Source organism: Ochrobactrum sp. C6C9, assembly GCF_022627935.1.
Lineage (GTDB): Bacteria > Pseudomonadota > Alphaproteobacteria > Rhizobiales > Rhizobiaceae > Brucella > Brucella teleogrylli.
In genome coordinates this window covers 63,064-82,412 of sequence record NZ_JABXGB010000007.1, presented here as the reverse complement: position 1 = coordinate 82,412, position 19,349 = coordinate 63,064, and the positions used below count along the sequence as shown (strand labels likewise).

The following is a 19,349-nucleotide window of genomic DNA, read 5'->3' as shown; positions in this document are numbered from 1 at the left end:
GGATGAGGGAAACGGAGGCGTCGGGTACTGCGACCCCAAATCGCCCCGCTTCCGTTGAACCAAGAATTACTCCGAATAGACGACCAGGAGATCCTTGGCATCGATCTGCTCGCCGGGGCGCACCAGCACTTCGGCAATGACGCCATCGCGCTCGGCATGAATTGCCGTTTCCATCTTCATCGCTTCGATGGAAAGCAGCACATCACCCTGCGAAACCTTCTGACCGTTGGTAACGGCGACCGTCGAGATGACACCCGGCATTGGCGCGCCGACCTGTTTGTCATTGCCGGTTTCCACCTTGCGACGGACACCGCCGGAGGCACCCTTGGCGCGGTTCGGCACCTTGATGCGGCGCGGCTGGCCGTTCAGTTCGAAGAACACGGTGACCATGCCCTTCTCGTCGGTTTCGCTCATCGCCTGATTCACGATCACCAGCGTCTTGCCACGCTCCAGATCGACGAAAACTTCTTCTTCCGGCTTGAGGCCGTAGAAATAAACCGGCGTAGGCAGAACACTTGTCGGGCCGTAGGTTTCCTGCGCGGCTGCGAAATCCGTGAACACTTTCGGATACATCAGTGCCGAAGCGAACTCCTGATCGGTGATCTTGCGGCCCACGGTTTCTTCGAACCCGTTGCGCTCCGCATCGAGATCGGCAGCGGCCAGCAGCGAGCCGGGACGCACGGTGAACGGTTTTTCGCCCTTCAGTACTTTCTTCTGAAGTGCTGCCGGCCAGCCCGAAGGCGGCTGCCCCAGTTCACCGCGCATCATCGAAACCACCGAATCCGGGAAGGCGATATCCTTGTACGGGTTCTCGACATCGCTGACGTCCAGATCCTGGCTGACCATCATCAACGCCATATCGCCCACCACTTTGGAGGACGGCGTGACCTTGACGATATCACCGAACATCCGGTTCACATCGGCATAGGCCTGCGCCACTTCATGCCAGCGGGTTTCGAGGCCCAGCGAACGCGCCTGTTCTTTCAGATTGGTGAACTGCCCGCCCGGCATTTCGTGCAGATAGACTTCCGAAGCCGGCCCCTTGAGATCGCTTTCGAAGCCCGCATATTGATTGCGCACCGCTTCCCAATAAAACGAGATGCGGCGGATCGATTCAGGATCAAGCCCCGGATCGCGCTCGGCACCATGCAGCGCCTCCACGATGGAGCCGAGGCAAGGCTGCGAAGTGTTGCCGGACAAGGCATCCATCGCCGCATCAACCACATCAACGCCCGCGTCCACCGCAGCCAGCACTGTCGCGGCGGAAATGCCGGACGTGTCATGGGTGTGGAAATGGATCGGCAGATCGGTTTCCTCACGCAGCGCCTTGAACAGGACGCGTGCAGCGGCGGGCTTCAAAAGACCGGCCATATCCTTGACCGCGATGATATGCGCGCCTGCCTTTTCGACCTCTTTCGCCAGATTGACGTAATATTTCAGGTCGTATTTGGCCCGGTCCGGGTTCAGAATATCGCCCGTATAGCAGATGGCTGCTTCGCAGAGCTTGTTTTCCTCCAGCACCGCATCCATCGAAACGCGCATGTTCTCAACCCAGTTGAGGCTGTCGAACACGCGGAACAGATCGATGCCGCCGCGCGCGGCTTCGCGCACGAAATACTTCACCACATTGTCGGGATAGGACTTGTAGCCAACGCCATTGGCGCCGCGCAGCAGCATTTGCAGGAGAAGGTTCGGCGCGCCCTCGCGCACCTGCGCCAAACGTTCCCACGGATCTTCCGTCAGGAAGCGCATTGAAACGTCGAAGGTCGCGCCGCCCCAGCATTCCAGCGAGAAAAGGTTCGGCAAAGCCTGCGCATAGGTATTGGCGATGCGCGCAATGTCATAGGTGCGCACGCGGGTGGCCAGCAGCGACTGGTGACCGTCGCGCATGGTCGTATCGGTGACCAGAACGCGCTTTTCATTGCGTACCCATTCGGCAAACTTCTTCGGTCCGAGACTGTCCAGAAGTTGCTTGGTGCCGTCCGCAACCGGCGTATCGCCGAACCATGGCACGCGTGGTTTTGCAGCATCCTTAGCCGGCTTAGCGCGACCTTTGGTTTCAGGATGGCCGTTGACCGTCACATCGGCAATATAGGTCAGAAGCTTGGTGGCACGGTCCTGCCGCTTCACCTGCTCGAACAGTTCCGGCGTGGTGTCGATAAACCGCGTCGTATAGTCGTTCGACTGGAATTTCGGATGATTGATGATCGCTTCGAGGAAGGTGAGGTTCGTCGCCACGCCGCGAATACGGAATTCACGCAGCGCGCGGTCCATACGGCGGATGGCTTCCAGCGGCGTCGCGCCCGAAGCCGTGACCTTCACCAAAAGCGGATCGTAATAGCGGGTGATGAATGCGCCCGAATAGGCCGTGCCGCCATCAAGGCGAATGCCGAAGCCCGAGGCCGAACGGTAAGCCTGAATGCGCCCGTAATCGGGGATGAAGTTCTGTTCCGGGTCTTCCGTCGTGATACGGCACTGCAGCGCATGGCCGTTGAGGCGAATGTCTTGCTGGCGCGGCACACCCGATTCCGGCGTACCGATGGCGGCACCTTCCAGAATATGAATCTGCGCCTTGACGATATCGATGCCCGTCACCTGCTCTGTGACGGTATGCTCAACCTGAATGCGCGGATTGACCTCGATGAAATAGAACTTGCCGCTATCGGCATCCATCAGGAATTCGACCGTACCCGCGCCGATATAATCGGTGGCATGGGCGATCTTCAGGCCGTAATTGGCTAGTTCCTGACGCTGCGCATCGTTGAGATAAGGCGCAGGCGCCCGCTCCACGACCTTCTGGTTGCGGCGCTGGATGGAGCAGTCGCGCTCGAACAGATGCACCGCGTTGCCATGGGTATCGCCCAGAATCTGCACTTCGACATGGCGCGCGCGCTCGATGAGCTTTTCAAGATAGACCTCGTCCTTGCCGAAGGCTGCCTTGGCTTCACGCTTGGCTTCCGTGACCTCGCGGGCGATATCGGCTTCGGAACGAATGGCGCGCATGCCGCGACCGCCGCCACCCCAGCTGGCTTTCAGCATGACGGGATAGCCTACCTGTGCCGCAAGCTTCTTCACCTCTTCCATATCGTCCGGCAGCGGATCGGTGGCTGGCACCACCGGCACGCCGATTTCGATGGCCAGATTGCGCGCTGCAACCTTGTTGCCGAGACGGCGCATGGTTTCCGGCTTCGGACCGATGAAGATGATGCCGTTTTCGGCACAGGCCTCGGCGAATTCCGGGCTTTCCGACAACAGGCCGTAGCCCGGATGAATGGCGTCGGCACCGGAAAGCTTGGCGACGCGGATGATCTCGTCGATCGACAGGTAGCTTTCGATCGGCCCCAGATCGCGCGCCAGATGCGGTCCACGACCGACCTGATAGCTCTCGTCCGCTTTAAAGCGATGCAGGGAAAGTTTGTCCTCCTCGGCCCATATGGCCACCGTTTTGAGCCCCAGCTCATTGGCGGCGCGGAATACGCGAATTGCGATTTCAGATCGATTGGCGACCAGAATTTTCCTGATAGGCAAGGCAGATCTCCCTAACTGCAAAGACGAAGGCGCCATTGCTTACCTTGCAATATGATCAAGCGCAAACAAACTGTGCAACCACCAATTAAAAACAAAATGCCCGGCTAAAAGCCGGGCATTCTGATTAATTTTATAGCAATTTATGCCAATATATCAGGCAGAATTACTTCTGGAAGTAATTATACTTGCCGTCTTCACCCTTCCGCCATTCGAACATGACGTAAGGCGACAGGCTTGGATCACCCTTCTTGTCGAAGGAGATTTCACCCAGCACGGTCTTGAACGGCCCCTTGTCCTTCATCGCCGTTGCAACTTCCTGCGGATCGTTGCTGCCTGCTGCATTGGCGGCGCTGACCAGCGACTGCACACCGGCATAGGCATAGAAAGTATAAGCTTCCGGCTCAAAACCCTTGTCGCGGAAAGCTTTGATCAGGTCTGCATTCGCCTTGTCGTCGCGCGGGTCCGGGCCAAAAGTGTTCATGACGCCAGCCACCGCATCGCCCGCAATCGAAGCCAGTTCGTTGGAAACGATACCGTCACCCGAAATGAACTGCGCCTTGAGGCCCTGATCGGCCATCTGGCGGATCAGAAGACCAGCTTCCGGGTGCATGCCGCCCCAATAGACAGCCGTGATGCCTGCGGCCTTCATCTTGGAAATCAGCGCCGAGAAATCCTTGTCGCCCTGATTCACGCCTTCATAAAGCGTTTCCTTCATGCCGTTCTCGTTGAGCGACTTCTTGGTCTCGTCGGCAAGGCCCTGACCGTAAGGCGTCTTGTCGTGCAGGATCGCAACCTTGCCATCCTTGTAATGGTCGGCCATGTATTTTCCGGCGACGATGCCTTGCTGGTCGTCACGACGGCAGGTGCGGAAGGTGTTCCACAGTTCACGCTCGGTAAAGGTCGGGTTGGTGGTGCCCGGTGCGATCATCAGCACGCCGTTTTCGGCATAGATATCCGATGTCGGAATGCTGACGCCGGAATTGAAGTGGCCGATGACAAACTGAACGCCATCGCCAACGAACTTGTTTGCAACCGAAATGCCCTGCTTCGGATCGGCGGCATCATCACCATAAACGATGCTGATCTTTTCGCCATTCATGCCACCCTTGGCATTGGCTTCCGCGACAGCAGCTTCAACACCACGCTTGATCTGCTCGCCAAATGCGGCCTGACTGCCGGTCAAAGGCGCGCCAACACCGAGCATGACATCGGCAAAGGCTGCGCCGCCAAAAGCGACCAGAGCCGAAAGGCAAACGCCGCAGAACAAAGACTTCTTCATTTCGATTACTCCCACTTCGAGCATTGCCAACTGAACCGGCACTGCCCTGTCTCTTTATGTCGAAAGAAACCGGCTATTCCGCATTCCCGTTTCGGGTGCAGTTTGGGGGAAAATGAAGCACCTCCGCCCGCATGACCGGCCTCCTCCCCAGAAGGCGAGATTAAACGTAGAGAATCACACTACGCAAAATCACCTTGCTAGGTAAAATCGCAGAGACGTAAAAGTAAAGCGTAGAAATCCTCAACTTTCGGCGTTTTTCGCATGAGGTCATGCGACGGAGGTCATTCAACAATAGGTCGAGTATCGGAAATGTTATAATACACTGTTTTTAAATACATTTTTTACAGAAAATTGCGCGCGCATTGCCCCCCTCAAGATCAACGCGCTCAATCAGACCATTCTGTTTTTTAAGATTTTATATTAGCAAACAAAAGAAAAATGCCCGGCACGATGACCGGGCATTCTCCATTGACGCAATAATAATGCGTTTTTACTTCTGCTGAATGTAGGTGTATTTCCCGTCAGCGCCCTTTTCCCACTTGTACATGACGTAGCCCGGGAGCTTCGGATCGCCCTTTTCGTCATAGGAAATATCGCCGAGCACGGTCTTGAACGGGCCCTTTTCCTTCAGCGCCTTGGCAACTTCCTGCGGGTCGTTGCTGCCCGCGGCCTTGGCGGCCTGAGCGAGCGACTGAACAGCCGCATAGGAATAAAGCGTGTAGGCTTCCGGCTCGAAACCAGCGTCGCGGAACTTCTTGACGAGGTCGGCGTTGTCCGGGTTGTTGCGCGGATCCGGGCCGAAGGTGTTCAACGTACCGGCAACAGCGTCGCCAGCAATCGAAGCCAGTTCGTTCGACACGATACCGTCGCCCGAGATGAACTGGGCCTTGAGGCCCTGGTCAGCCATCTGACGGATGATCAGACCAGCTTCCGGATGCAGGCCACCCCAATAGACAACCGTCACGCCAGCCTGCTTGAGCTTGGCGATCAGCGCCGAGAAGTCCTTTTCGCCGACGTTCACGCCTTCATAAAGGGCTTCCTTGGTGCCGAGTTCATTGAGCTTCTTCTTGGTTTCATCGGCAAGACCCTGACCATAGGGGGTCTTGTCGTGAATGACGGCGATCTTCGCATCCTTGAAGTTGTCGAAGATGTACTGACCGGCAACGATACCCTGCTGGTCGTCACGACCGCAGGTACGGAACGTGTTCCACAGTTGGCGCTCGGTATAGACCGGGTTGGTTGCAGCAGGCGAAATTTCGAGAATGCCGTTTTCGGCATAAACTTCCGAAGCCGGAATCGAAACGCCCGAGTTGAAGTGACCGACAACATATTTCACGCCATCGGCAGCGAATTTGTTAGCCACCGAAATGCCCTGCTTCGGATCCGAAACGTCGTCGCCGAGTGTGATTGCGATCTTCTCGCCGTTGATGCCGCCGGCATCGTTGATTTCCTTGATAGCAGCTTCGGCGCCTTTCTGGATCTGCGCACCGTAAACGGCATTCGGGCCGGTCAGCGGCGCGCCGATACCCAGAAGTACATCAGCCCATGCAGAGCCACCAAAAGCCATCACAGCAGCAAGAGCCACGCCCGAAAAAAGATATTTCTTCATTTTTGGAACTCCCATCCTTGTATTTACCCCGATACGATGTTTTAGCATCGCATTATTATCTTGCTGAATACTCAGCAATATCTACGCTGAATCATGATACTGTCAACGTGATCTTGTAAAAAAAGCTCCGCCGCGAATGGCGAAGCTTCGAATTATTTTGCTTTCCAGCTCAGCGGCGAAGCTTTTTCATAAAGCCAGCCATACTGCCGCACCATTTGTTTGGTGCGCGTGTATTGGAACCCGATCGCACCGATGATCATCAGCACGATCGTGTCCACCAGATAATAGTGGAGCGAGAGCAGCGTGCCTTCAAACAGCGCGAAGTGGATGAAACGCACCGCAGCGCCCAGCGGGATCAGATAGACCAGCAGCTGCGGCAGGCTGCGCCAGGTCTGCGCGCAGGCGCGGCCTGTCATCCAGGCAGCCCAGCCGCCGAGAAGACACGTAATGAGGAAAAACAGCCAGAAAGACGGTTCTTCGTAGAGAATACCCTGCATGATTTCCTCCTTAATGCCTTCCGCCTTCGAGATAGGCGGCGCGCACTTCCGGATCAGCCAGAAGATCGCGGCCCGAACCGCTCATCGTGATCGACCCGTTGACCATCACATAACCGCGGTCGGCGAGCTTGAGCGCGCCGAATGCGTTCTGCTCGACGAGAAACACCGTCAGGCCCTGTGTGCGGTTCAGTTCCTTGATTGCCTCGAAGATCTGCTTGACGATCAGCGGCGCAAGGCCCAGCGACGGCTCATCGAGAAGCAGAAGCTTCGGACGCGCCATCAGAGCACGGGCAATAGCCAGCATCTGCTGCTCACCACCCGACAGCGTACCGCCGCGCTGGCTGATACGCTCCTTGAGACGCGGGAACAGGTCGAACATCAGCTTCACGTCTTCTTCGAAGTATTGCTGATTGTCGAGGCTCGCGCCCATCTGGAGATTTTCCAGAACCGTCATGCGCGGGAAGATGCGACGCCCTTCCGGCGACTGCGCGATACGCAGCTTCGCAATCTCATGCGGCGGCATGGACGTGATGTCCTTGCCGTTGAAGAGAATGCGACCGGTGCGCGCTTTCGGCGAACCGAAAATCGTCATCATCAGCGTGGACTTGCCAGCACCATTGGCGCCGATCAGGGCGACGATTTCACCTTCGTCCACCGTCAGGTCGATGCCCTTCAGCGCACAGATGTTACCGTAATAGGTCTCGACTTTTTCAACGGCCAGAAGCGGTTGCTTTTTCTGCATGGTTTCAGCCTGCATCATTCGCCTCCCTTCTTCGGCTTGGCCGGAGCTTTGCGGCTGCGCGGCGCCTTTGCGGGAGTGGTCTTGTGGCTCGTCGGAACATCACCGGCTTCGACGCGGCTCGAGAATTCGGTCGCCTGACCGGCGGCCAATTGCGCCGCCTGCCCCACCCAGTCTTCCCGGGCGATGCGGCCATCGAATTCCAGATAGGTTTCGGCCTGCTTGATGTCGGCCTCGGACCACGCGGCGATCTGATCGAAATGATAGATGCCGTGCTCGTTCAGCTTCTTCTCGTTGACCGCACCGATGCCCTTGACGAGCGTCAGGTTGTCGGCCTTGCCATCGCGTGGCGCGGCCAGTCCACCGGCGAACTGCACGACTTCCGCCGATTTTTCCTGCTCGATCGCTTCTTCGGCAAGCTGGGTCGCGATGAAATCCGCCGGATCGCCCGTACCGGGCTTGTCGGCCTCATCGATCAGCTCGGCGATTTCCTCGTCATCCACACCGAGATAAGCGGCGATGACGCGCGGATCGTTGCGGACTTCTTCCGGCGATCCATCGGAAATCTTGGTGCCATATTCCAGCACGATCACGTGGTCGGAAATTTCCATCACCACCGACATATCGTGCTCGATCAGCAGGAGCGAGGTTCCCGTTTCCTTACGGATATCGAGCAAAAGCTTGTTCAGCTCCGCCGACTCGCGCGGATTGAGACCTGCTGCCGGTTCGTCGAGGCAGAGGATTTCCGGCTCGGTGCACATGGCGCGGGCGATTTCCAGACGGCGCTGATCGCCGTAGGGCAGATCGCCAGCCGGATCATCCGCACGTGCGGTGAGGTTGATCTTTTCCAGCCAGTAACGCGCCTTTTCGATAGCCTCCTTGGCGGCCTTCTTGTAACCCGGCAGGCCGAGAAGCCCAAGGACCGTGTAACCCGACGAGCGCATGAGCGTGTTGTGCTGCGCGACCAGTAGATTTTCCAGAACGGTCAGGCCCGAAAACAGGCGAATATTCTGGAAGGTGCGCGCCACCTTGGCCTGCTTGGTGATCTGGAAATCAGGAAGACGCTCCAGAAGGAAAGTCTCGCCCGTATTGCGATGCATGGTCAACATGCCACCAGTCGGCTTGTAGAAGCCGGTGATGCAGTTGAAGACCGTGGTTTTACCGGCACCATTCGGGCCGATCAGCGCGGTAATATCACCACGCTTCACGTCGAAGCTCAGATCGTTGATGGCGACAAGGCCACCGAAGCGCATCGACAGATGCTCAACCTGAAGAACAGTGTCTTTCTGAACATTGTCAGGCATTCTCGCTGTCTCCGCCATCAGCCGTGCCCTTCCTTGGTAAAGGCACCCGACACCATCTTCTTCTCATGCAGGAACGCACTTGGTTCTCGGCTTCCGACAAAACCGCGCGGCTTCCAGACCATGACAACCACCATGGCGAGCCCGAAGATGAGCATACGATAGAGTTCAGGCGTGAAATCGGGACCGAAGATCGCTTTCAGGAAGCCCATTTCACGCAGGATTTCTGTGCCGCCGATCATGACGATTGCAGCAATGGCGATACCGACGAGCGATCCCATGCCGCCAAGAACCACGATGGCGAGAATAACCGCCGATTCGAGAAACACGAAGGATTCCGGGCTCACGAAGCCCTGACGCGCCGCGAAGAACGAGCCTGCAAAACCGCCGAACATGGCGCCCGTGGCAAAAGCCGTGAGCTTGGTGGTCGTGGTGTTGATGCCGAGCGAACGACAGGCGATTTCGTCTTCACGCAGCGCTTCCCACGCACGGCCAACCGGCATGCGGCGCAGACGTATCGTGACCCAGGCGGTCAGAAGTGCCAGCAGCAGAATGACGTAATAGAGGAAGAACTTGTAATGCGCCGGTGAGAAGGCAATTCCCATATGGGCGGCAAAACCATCCGGGCCGGCCTTGAAAGGCAAACCGAAGAAGGTGGCCTTGGCGATACCCGAAATACCGAAGGTGCCCTTGGTGAGATCGGTCCAGTTGATTAGCACCAGACGGATGATTTCACCGAAAGCGAGCGTCACGATGGCCAGATAATCACCGCGCAATCGCAGGACCGGGAAGCCTAGAATGATGCCCCAGGTTGCGGCCAGAATGCCTGCCATGGGCAGTAGCATCCAGAAGGACAGGCCAAAATAGCTGGACAGGATCGCATAGGAATAGGCGCCGACCGCGTAGAAAGCCACATAGCCGAGATCAAGAAGACCGGCGAGACCGACGACGATGTTGAGCCCCCAGGCCAGCATCACATAGATGAGGATCTGGACGCCGAAATTATCGACCCATTTGAGCGAGCCCTGCCAGCCCAGCGCCAGAACGATCAGGATCGGATAGGCAAAGAGGAAGGCAACGCCGAGCTTGGAGAAATGGGTGCGGAAGAATGACTGGCCATCGGTGGCGGCAACCGTCCGGCTGCTCTTGGCGAGCTTGCGCGCCTCCAGCTGCGGCTGCAGGAAGGCGACGAACAGGAAGCGTCCCACCGCCGCCAGCGCAACCATGACGGCCAGTGCACCCCAGCGCTGCACCAGCACCAGTTCATTGTTGATGTTCTGCTCGGTCTTGAAACCGATGATCAGGATAAAGAGGCCCAGCGCCAGAAGACCGGCGACGATACCCTCGCGAATGGCCCGGCCAAAAAGGGAATCCGGGCGTGAACTCGACTGTACAGCCATGATTACACCTTTTCGACTTCAGGACGGCCAAGAATACCCGACGGCATGAAGATCAGCACGATGGCCAGGATCGAAAACGCCGCGACATCCTTGTAGTCGATCGAGAAATAAGCCGACCAGAGCGCTTCGATCAGACCGATCAGCAGGCCGCCGACAACAGCGCCCGGAAGCGAACCGATACCGCCCAGAACCGCGGCCGTGAACGCCTTAACGCCGGGGATGAACCCGTCGGCGAAGGAAATCACACCGTAGAAGGACAGATAAAGCGTACCGGCGACGGCTGCGAGCATGGCGCCCATCACGAAGGTCAGCGAAATCACACGGTCGACATTGATGCCGAGAAGTGCGGCCATCTTGCGGTCCTGCTCACAGGCGCGCTGGGCGCGGCCAAGCGACGTGCGATTGACGATGTACCAGAAGATCGTCAGCAGCACGGCGGTGACCACGATCACGACGATCTGCTTCAGCGAAATCGTGACGTCGGTGCCGAACAGGCTGTAGGAGCCGTTCAGAAGCTGTGGAACCGGCTTGTTGCGCGGGCCCTGCGTTACCTGGACGAAATTGGACAATGCGATCGACATGCCGATTGCCGTGATCAGCGGCGCAAGGCGGAACGAACCGCGCAGCGGCCGGTAGGCCACGCGCTCAATCGTCCAGCTCCACAAGCCGGTCATGAGCATAGCGACCACCATCATCAGAAGCAGCAGCAACGCAATCGGCAGCGCCCCGATGAAAGTTGTGATGATGAGAAAAACAATCAGCGCCATAAAGGCGCCGAGCATGAAGACATCGCCATGAGCAAAGTTGATCATGCCGATGATACCATAGACCATCGTGTAGCCGATGGCGATCAGGCCATAGATCGAACCGAGCGCGAGCCCGTTGATCACCTGCTGGAGGAAATATTCCATCGAAAAGCCACCCATTTTACAAGCCGGAATCTTATTGGCGCATTATTATTTCGTGCACCCTCATTTTTTTCCCGGTCGATTACACCTAACGGCTGCATCACGGAATGCAAGCCCTTTCGTCTAAAACAAAAGACTAATTGCTTCATCTCTCCGCAAACCGGTTATGTCCCCTATGAAAAGCCCCTTTATGCGTCCTTTTCTACCGAAACGGGCGCGTTATTCCATATTTTCCCCGAAGCCTCAAAAGGCAAGAAATAGGGTGGCTGGTCATTTTTGACCAGCCGTACCCGTTTTTATGCAACTGTGAAACCGTGAGCAAAAGGGTCCCGGTCATCGATGAAGATCGTATTATAACCGGTCATGCGTGCCCAGCCCGCAATTGACGGAATAATACCCGGCAACACGGTTTCCTGGCCCGTTTCAGGCCCCGTGACTTCCACCGCCCGCTCCACGCGACCGTGGAACAGCGAACCGATGATAGATTCATGCACGAATTCGTCGCCCGGCTTCAGCTTGCCCTTGGCGGCCAGCTGCGCCATGCGAGCCGATGTGCCGGTGCCGCAAGGCGAACGGTCGATGGCCTTGTCGCCATAGAACACGGCATTGCGGGCATGTGCTTCCGGCTTGGTCGGCTTGCCGGTCCACAGAATATGCGTCAGGCGATTGATATCGGCGAGCAGCGGGTGCTGGAACTTGTATTTCTCATTCAGGCGCTGACGCAGAACAGGGCTCCAGGCGATCAGCTGCAAGGCGCTGTAATCGGCCATGTCGGTGTAATTGTCCTGCGGCTCGACGATAGCGTAGAAATTGCCGCCATAGGCCACATCGACCTTGAGCGTGCCAAGATCGGGGCATTCCACTTCCAAGCCTTCCGCATAAAGGAAAGCCGGAACATTGGTGAGGCGCACGCGCTCCACATACTGGCCGTTCTGCTCATATTCGATGGCAACGAGACCCGCTGGCGTGTCGAGATTGAGCTTGCCAGGCGTCTTCGGTGTCACGAGGCCCTGCTCGATCGCCATGGTCACCGTACCGATGGTGCCGTGACCGCACATGGGCAGGCAACCCGAGGTCTCGATGAACAGCACCGCCACATCGCAGTCCGGGCGCGTCGGCGGATAGAGGATCGAGCCAGACATCATGTCGTGGCCGCGCGGTTCGAACATCAGGCCGGTACGGATCCAGTCAAACTCGCGCAGAAAATGCGCGCGTTTCTCCATCATGGTCGAACCTTCGAGGTTCGGGCCGCCGCCAGCCACCAGGCGCACTGGGTTGCCGCAGGTATGTCCGTCGACGCAGAAAAAAGAATGTCTTGCCATGATGGTCAGTTCCGAAAACGTTGAGGCTTGAATGGTTCGATATCGATTGCAGGCTTCGCGCCGGTGATCAGATCGCGGATGAGGCGTGCCGTCGCTGCAGATTGCGTGAGCCCCAGATGGCCGTGGCCGAAGCCGTAGAAAACATTGCCGCCAGATGAGGCCCGTCCGATGACCGGCAGAGAGTCCGGAATGGACGGACGATAGCCCATCCACTCGCGTCCGCCTTCGGTCTTGAGACCCGGCAGGAAGCGGGAGGCCTTGGTCAACATAGCTTTGGAGCGCGCATAATTTGGCGGCAGATCAAGCCCGCCGAATTCAACCGCGCCGCCGACGCGTAAGCCTGTCGCCATCGGCGTGATGACAAAACCATGGCTTGGGAAGGTGAGCTGCCGCTTCACATCGAAAGCACCGACCGGCAGCGTGGTGTTGTAACCGCGCTCGGTATCAAGCGGCACGACATCGCCAAAGCCCTTGGCGAATTCCCGCGAAAAGGCGCCCGTCATCACGATGAGGTTCTTCGCGCTGATTTCCGTGCCGTCTTCAAGACGCACGCGCGCGCCGCCATCAGCCGGTTGCGCGCTCGTCACCTTCGCTTTCAAGAAGCGCGCACCGAGGCGCTCCGCATGGGCCCAGATGGCCTGTCCGAACAGTTTCGGATCGCTGACATTCTTCCAGCCGGGCACGAAAGTTCCCGCCACAATGCGCGGGCTCAGGCCCGGCTGCAATTCGGCCAGTCGCGCGCCATGGACATGATCGTGCGCAATGCCAGCCTTCTCGCGAATTTCCCAGCTTGGCAACGCGGCAGTCAGTTCCGCTTCGGATTCATAAAGCTCCAGATTGCCGTCTTCCCGCAAGCGGTCGCGCAGACCGGCCCGGTCGATCAGGGCCAGCATCTCGCTTTCCGCAAGCCGCATGATATTTGCCTGTGTGACAGCGGTTTTCTCGAGCGCCCCGGCGCTGCTGGCACGCCAGAAACGATAAAGCCACGGCACCATTTTCGGGAAGTAGGACGGACGGATCGAAAACGGCCCCAGCGGGTCCATCAGCCAGCCCGGCACCTTGCGCATGACGCCCTTGGACGCCATCGGCAGAATATCCGAAAAAGCAAGCGCCGCCGCGTTGCCCGAACTGGTTTCCTCGCAGATGCCCGTGCGATCGATGACGAGGACATTTCGTCCGGCCTCGGCAAGCAAGGCTGCCGTCGCAGAACCGACAATGCCGCCGCCGATGATAACAATATCCTGCTGACCCATTTTCTGTTGATTTTTGGGATCAGATTTCATTCTTTTTGCGGCTCCCCACCGATGCAGATCGAGGCGTCATCACGAATGGAGCCCCTGCCTTTGTCAATACCGGGTTCCCGGTAACTGATTTCGTATTCGCTATCGATCCCTGCCCGGCACGACGCTGGTTCGAAATCAGGCTAACTTTGAAATTGGGAAAATCCCCCGTCCAACAAATTTTCGGAATAACACTATGCTCAAACCCGGTAGTGCGAGGACGGGTGCGGCAAGGCTATTACCTTGGTCGATATTGATATATCAGAGATATATTTGTAGGATCGTTTCCTGTCAATTGCCATCATAGAAGACACTGGACCACATGACACAGACGAGCCTCCGCGAACGGTCGATCAAGAGCGCCACCGGCAAATCGATCCCCGCCATTGATAGCCTGGGCGGCGAAAGCCTTGCCGAGCAAGCCTATCAGACGCTGGAACGCATGGTCGTCACGCTTGAGCTGGAGCCGGGAGCTGTGGTCAATGAACGCACGCTCATTGAGCTGACGGGCATGGGCCGCACGCCGCTGCGTGAAGCCATTCAGCGGCTTGCCTGGGAAGGGCTGATGGAGGTTCGCCCCCGTTCCGGCATTGCGATCACGCCCATCGACCCCAAGGATTTCGCCAAGGTTCTCGATGCCCGCGAAGGCGTCGAGCGTGTGCTGGCGCGCGATGCCGCCCGTTTCGGCAGCCCGCGTGACTATCAGCGGCTGGAAGCGGCAGCGGCCGCCATGCGGCAGGCAATTCCCAATGAAGATGTGCAATCATTTCTTGATGCCGACAAGGCTTTCGACATCGTGCTTGGCTCGGCGGCCAATAATCCTTATGCGACCCGTCTCGCGGCCCCGCTTCAGACGCATAGCCGCCGGTTCTGGTTCCGTTTGCGACCCTCGGCCAGCATCACCGGTTCAGCGAATGCCCATGCGGCGCTCATTGAGGCCATCGTGTCACGCGAACCGGAACGCGCCAGCAATACGGCAAGTGAACTGATGGAATATCTGCGCACGCTTGCCCCCTGACCTAGTGGTCTGATTCCAACATTTGCATCCCTCGGTTCACGCGCTGAGCAAATGTTGGAATCAAAAAGACCACTAGCAAGTATATGTATCTAGTGGATTTTTCGAATTTGACGTTTGAAACAGCATCTATGTCAGCCGGGATTCAAACGTCAAATTCAATCCACTAGAGCGGTTCCGGTTAAGACGGAATCGTGGAACCGCTCTATTTATTTGTTTTTAAGCATTATCCTACGTATCGAAGCGGGAGCAGAAATCAGTCCAGTGGACTGATTTCCCCGCGTAGGCGCTACGCACTTTTGCTGGAAATGCTCTGGCGGCTCAACGCAAAACAACATTTCTTCGCGTGCGCTCGGTCGCCACGTCGAACGAAGTCGATGCATTGGTGTCGAAAACCATGCCGTCATCCGTATTCACATCGTTGAGCGCCAGCGCATAGGAATGGCGGGTACCGTGGCGCATATCTTTGGCCTGCACCGAAACGATGGAAAGAATAGCCATGAGGCCCACAAGGGTCTGAGTCGAATAACGCATTTCCGGCGCTCCCGGCAGCCAACCTGAAAATTGTGGGTGCAGTGAACGCTGCACTGGCGACCGAAAAATGGCACAAGTAGACCAGCTTAAGGGCAGGTTTACACAAAACCGTGAGCAAACGAAAAAGCCGGAACGCTAGCCCCGGCTGGTTGTCGTGCGAAGAGAGCGACGCTCAATGTGTCTTGTTCATTGATTCCGACATTTTGCGCAACACATTCAGCGCCACGCTCAATTCCTCGTCGGTCACGCCTTCAAGCAGGTCTTCACGCACATCACCGGCAAGCTTTTCGACCTGCTCGGCCAGAATCTTGCCCTCTTCGGTCATCACCACCCGCTTGGCGCGGCGATCACCTTCGACCGTCTGGCGCTCGATGAATGACTGGCGTTCCAGGCCATCGAGAAGACGAACCATGGTCGCATTCTCGATCTCCAGCGTTTCGGCCAGTTCCTTTTGATAAAGACCTTCCTGCTCGATCAATGCCAGTAGCGTGCGCGCGCGCGCCAGTGTCAGGCCCCGCTCTTTTACCCTGGCGTCAAAAACGGTGCGAAGCCTGCGGTTGACCTTCGCCATGGCATCAATCATTTCTGCTCTGAGATCTGCGGTGCTCATATCCGATGCCTTATATATTAGTAAACTAACGATTGTGTTTCTGGATAAATGGCCCACGGTTCATTTTCAATGGCCGCACGCAAAACTCACGCAAGCGTGAAGTTTAAACCCGCTGAAGGTAGGTTGTGCGAGAATAAGATCTTCGCGAACGACTGAATTAAAGAACCGAAGTAACGGGTAGTATGAATAAATTTTAAATAAGAAAAATATACACTGATAATAAAACCAAAAAGAAAAGCGGACCAGAGTCCGCTTTCCCAAATATATGTGAATTTTCTACCGTATCAGCCCGGTATAACCGCGCCCTGCAGCGTCATCAGCTGGTGCAGGAAGATTTCGGCCTTGGTGCGATGCTCCGGCGAAGTCGCATCATCGAGCGCCTTACGGGCTTCATCGATGCGGCGCGTAATGTCCGACGGCTCAATGGCGTCGACATGCGTTGCGGATTCGGCCAGCACGGTGCAGCTCTGCGGGGTAATATCGGCAAAACCGCCGAAAACCACATAAGAGTCAGACTTGCCGTCGGCAAGCTTCACCGAAACGACTCCCGGCATGATCGTCGACATCAGCGGCGAATGACCGGCGAGAGCCGTCAGATAGCCTTCGCTACCCGGAATGACGACTTCCGTCACCTGCGCGGAAAGCAGGAGGCGTTCAGGCGACACGAGTTCGAATTGGAAAGCTTGAGCCATGGTTCTCACTTAAATTTCCTGAGCGTGATCTCGAAACTGGAAACCGGTTTGCGAAAAGATCGTGCTCAAACAAATGAACAGGTCGTCTCGGTGGGCCTTTCGGCCCACCGGGAAACTCAATTCATCAAGCGGCTTCAGCAGCCAGCTTCTTCGCCTTTTCGATCGCTTCTTCAATCGAGCCGACCATGTAGAAGGCCGGTTCTGGAAGATGATCGTATTCACCTGCGCAAAGGCCCTTGAAGCCCTTGATGGTGTCTTCGAGCGCGACAAGCTTGCCTGGCGAACCGGTGAAGACTTCAGCAACGAAGAACGGCTGCGACAGGAAGCGTTCGATCTTACGAGCGCGCGCAACGGTCAGCTTGTCGTCTTCCGACAGTTCGTCCATGCCGAGGATGGCGATGATGTCCTGAAGAGCCTTGTAGCGCTGCAGAATCGCCTGCACCTGACGGGCAACGGCGTAGTGTTCTTCACCAACGATCATCGGGTCGAGCATACGCGACGTGGATTCCAGCGGATCCACAGCCGGGTAAATACCCTTTTCAGCGATCGAACGGTTCAGCGTGGTGGTCGCGTCCAAGTGAGCGAACGACGTAGCCGGTGCAGGATCGGTCAAATCGTCGGCAGGAACGTAAATTGCCTGAACCGAGGTAATCGAACCCTTGGTCGTCGTGGTGATGCGTTCCTGCATCGCGCCCATGTCGGTTGCCAGCGTCGGCTGATAACCCACAGCGGAAGGAATACGGCCGAGAAGAGCCGAAAGTTCCGAACCAGCCTGCGTGAAGCGGAAGATGTTGTCCACGAAGAACAGAACGTCCTGGCCCTTGTCACGGAAGTTTTCAGCAACCGTCAGACCCGAAAGGGCAACGCGAGCGCGCGCACCCGGAGGCTCGTTCATCTGACCGTAAACGAGTGCGGCCTTGGAGCCTTCACCGCCACCGAGCTTGTTGACGCCCGATTCGATCATTTCGTGGTAAAGATCGTTACCTTCACGGGTACGTTCACCAACGCCCGCGAATACCGAGTAACCACCGTGCGCCTTGGCGACGTTGTTGATCAATTCCATGATGAGAACGGTCTTGCCGACGCCGGCGCCGCCGAACAGACCAATCTTACCACCCTTGGCGTAAGGAGCGAGAAGGTCGACGACCTTGATGCCCGTTACCAGGATTTCAGCTTCGGTCGACTGTTCAATATACTCAGGAGCCTCCTGGTGAATCGCGCGGCGCGCAGTGGTCTTGATCGGACCAGCTTCGTCAACCGGCTCGCCGATGACGTTCATGATGCGGCCAAGCGTTTCTTCACCAACCGGAACCATGATCGGGTTGCCGGTGTCGCGCACTTCGTGACCGCGAACCAGACCTTCGGTCGAGTCCATGGCGATGGTGCGAACGGTGTTTTCGCCCAGATGCTGCGCAACTTCGAGAACCAGGCGGTTGCCCAGATTGTCGGTTTCCAGAGCGTTGAGGATCAGCGGCAGCTGACCGTCTTCGAACTGTACGTCGACAACAGCGCCGATGACCTGAGTGATCTTGCCAACTGCACCGGTCGCTGCAGCCTTGGGAGCTGCTGGCGTCTTGGCGGCAGCCGCCTTAGCTGGTGTAGCCTTGGCTGGAGCCTTCTTCGCCGCTGCCGGCTTTGCTTCGGCCGCGGCGGTAGTTTTCGGGGTCGCTGCTTTTGCCATCGATCCTTACCTTCCGTTAGCATGGTCCCGAAAAGTTGCAGACTTCCCGGATAGACCATGCGGTAAACCCTAGAGCGCTTCCGCGCCCGAAATGATTTCGATCAGTTCCTTGGTGATCTGAGCCTGACGCTGACGGTTATACGTGATCGACAATTTGTTGATCATGTCACCGGCATTACGCGTCGCATTGTCCATGGCGCTCATCTTCGCGCCCATTTCGCCCGCCACATTTTCCAACAGTGCGCGGAAAATCTGGACCGAAATGTTGCGTGGGATCAGCGTGCTCAGGATCGCCGCAGGATCAGGTTCGTACTCATAAATCGCATCGCCTGCAGCGTCCGCCTGCGCAACATCGCCAGCCGAAGCCGGAATGATCTGCTGCGCAGTCGGGATCTGTGCAATCACCGACTTGAATTCGGAATAGAACAGGGTGCAGACATCAAATGCGCCTTGTTCAAACAGCTCGATCACCTTGTGGCCGATCTGGTCGGCATGCACAAAAGCGAGCTGCTTGACTTCGCGCAAATTGACGTGGTCGATGATCAGAGAGGCAAATTCACGACGCAGAATATCTGCGCCCTTCTTGCCGACCGTGATGATCTTGACCGTCTTGCCTTCAGCGAGGAGCTTGCGGGTATGATCGCGCGCCAGGCGTGCGATTTGGCTGTTGAAACCGCCGCAAAGGCCACGTTCTGCAGTGCAGACGACGAGCAGATGCACGTCGTCCTTACCTGTACCGGCCATCAATGCCGGTGCATCTTCGCCGCTGACATTCTGCGCGATATTAGCGAGAACGGCGCCCATGCGCTGCGAGTAAGGCCGAGCGGCCTCCGCAGCTTCCTGGGCACGGCGCAGCTTCGCCGCGGCGACCATCTGCATCGCCTTGGTGATTTTCTGCGTCGCCTTGACCGAGGCGATACGGTTTCTCAGATCCTTTAGTGAAGGCATCCGTTC

The 19,349-nt window shown here is 57.2% G+C and carries 16 protein-coding genes; 1 reads left to right on the top strand and 15 read right to left on the bottom strand.

Annotated elements, in window-relative coordinates; genetic code table 11:
* Window positions 1-66: 66 nt before the first annotated feature.
* The 10 genes from pyc to HWD97_RS07425 form a co-directional block, all read right to left on the bottom strand.
* Window positions 67-3,564 carry a pyruvate carboxylase gene (pyc, locus tag HWD97_RS07470; RefSeq protein ID WP_109369803.1) on the bottom strand — a complete coding sequence of 1,166 codons (3,498 nt, stop codon included), beginning with the start codon at window positions 3,562-3,564 and terminating at the stop codon, window positions 67-69.
* Window positions 3,565-3,691: 127 nt separating this feature from the next.
* Complete coding sequence (locus HWD97_RS07465) at window positions 3,692-4,807, bottom strand: branched-chain amino acid ABC transporter substrate-binding protein (protein ID WP_109369804.1); 1,116 nt, start codon at window positions 4,805-4,807, stop codon at window positions 3,692-3,694.
* Between the two features lie 490 nt (window positions 4,808-5,297).
* Window positions 5,298-6,416 (bottom strand): branched-chain amino acid ABC transporter substrate-binding protein, encoded by a 1,119-nt coding sequence (locus tag HWD97_RS07460; protein WP_109369805.1) that lies wholly within the window; start codon window positions 6,414-6,416, stop codon window positions 5,298-5,300.
* Between the two features lie 152 nt (window positions 6,417-6,568).
* Window positions 6,569-6,913, bottom strand: a complete 345-nt coding sequence (locus HWD97_RS07455; protein WP_109369806.1) for a DUF6867 family protein — start codon at window positions 6,911-6,913, stop codon at window positions 6,569-6,571.
* A gap of 10 nt (window positions 6,914-6,923) precedes the next feature.
* Window positions 6,924-7,670, bottom strand: a complete 747-nt coding sequence (locus HWD97_RS07450) for an ABC transporter ATP-binding protein (RefSeq protein WP_109369807.1) — start codon at window positions 7,668-7,670, stop codon at window positions 6,924-6,926.
* Window positions 7,670-8,956 carry an ATP-binding cassette domain-containing protein gene (locus HWD97_RS07445; protein ID WP_371831116.1) on the bottom strand — a complete coding sequence of 429 codons (1,287 nt, stop codon included), beginning with the start codon at window positions 8,954-8,956 and terminating at the stop codon, window positions 7,670-7,672. Before HWD97_RS07445 ends, HWD97_RS07450 begins: the two co-directional genes overlap by 1 nt.
* A 17-nt stretch (window positions 8,957-8,973) precedes the next feature.
* Window positions 8,974-10,353: a high-affinity branched-chain amino acid ABC transporter permease LivM gene (livM, locus tag HWD97_RS07440; RefSeq protein ID WP_109369809.1), complete on the bottom strand. Its 1,380-nt coding sequence runs from the start codon at window positions 10,351-10,353 to the stop codon at window positions 8,974-8,976.
* Window positions 10,354-10,355: 2 nt separating this feature from the next.
* Window positions 10,356-11,264: a branched-chain amino acid ABC transporter permease gene (locus HWD97_RS07435; protein ID WP_109370318.1), complete on the bottom strand. Its 909-nt coding sequence runs from the start codon at window positions 11,262-11,264 to the stop codon at window positions 10,356-10,358.
* A 293-nt stretch (window positions 11,265-11,557) separates the two neighbouring features.
* The gene (locus HWD97_RS07430) at window positions 11,558-12,583 is read right to left on the bottom strand and encodes a 4-hydroxyproline epimerase (protein WP_109369810.1); all 1,026 of its coding nucleotides are present in this window, start codon (window positions 12,581-12,583) and stop codon (window positions 11,558-11,560) included.
* Window positions 12,584-12,588: 5 nt separating this feature from the next.
* A complete protein-coding gene (locus HWD97_RS07425) occupies window positions 12,589-13,866 on the bottom strand; it encodes an NAD(P)/FAD-dependent oxidoreductase (RefSeq protein WP_371834917.1) in 1,278 nt (425 codons plus the stop codon).
* A gap of 319 nt (window positions 13,867-14,185) precedes the next feature.
* On the opposite strand from HWD97_RS07425, the gene HWD97_RS07420 reads away from it, so the two are divergent.
* Window positions 14,186-14,881 (top strand): GntR family transcriptional regulator, encoded by a 696-nt coding sequence (locus tag HWD97_RS07420; protein WP_109369812.1) that lies wholly within the window; start codon window positions 14,186-14,188, stop codon window positions 14,879-14,881.
* 318 nt (window positions 14,882-15,199) lie between these two features.
* Here the strand turns inward: HWD97_RS07420 and HWD97_RS07415 are convergent, their stop codons facing one another.
* The 5 genes from HWD97_RS07415 to HWD97_RS07395 form a co-directional block, all read right to left on the bottom strand.
* The gene (locus HWD97_RS07415) at window positions 15,200-15,412 is read right to left on the bottom strand and encodes a hypothetical protein (protein ID WP_109369814.1); all 213 of its coding nucleotides are present in this window, start codon (window positions 15,410-15,412) and stop codon (window positions 15,200-15,202) included.
* A gap of 172 nt (window positions 15,413-15,584) precedes the next feature.
* A complete protein-coding gene (locus tag HWD97_RS07410; RefSeq protein WP_109369815.1) occupies window positions 15,585-16,022 on the bottom strand; it encodes a MarR family winged helix-turn-helix transcriptional regulator in 438 nt (145 codons plus the stop codon).
* 284 nt (window positions 16,023-16,306) lie between these two features.
* Window positions 16,307-16,714: a F0F1 ATP synthase subunit epsilon gene (locus HWD97_RS07405; RefSeq protein WP_078339547.1), complete on the bottom strand. Its 408-nt coding sequence runs from the start codon at window positions 16,712-16,714 to the stop codon at window positions 16,307-16,309.
* A 124-nt stretch (window positions 16,715-16,838) separates the two neighbouring features.
* On the bottom strand, window positions 16,839-18,395 hold the full coding sequence (gene atpD, locus HWD97_RS07400) for a F0F1 ATP synthase subunit beta (protein ID WP_109369816.1): 1,557 nt from the start codon (window positions 18,393-18,395) through the stop codon (window positions 16,839-16,841).
* 69 nt (window positions 18,396-18,464) lie between these two features.
* The gene (locus HWD97_RS07395) at window positions 18,465-19,343 is read right to left on the bottom strand and encodes a F0F1 ATP synthase subunit gamma (RefSeq protein ID WP_109369817.1); all 879 of its coding nucleotides are present in this window, start codon (window positions 19,341-19,343) and stop codon (window positions 18,465-18,467) included.
* Between the last annotated feature and the right edge of the window lie 6 nt (window positions 19,344-19,349).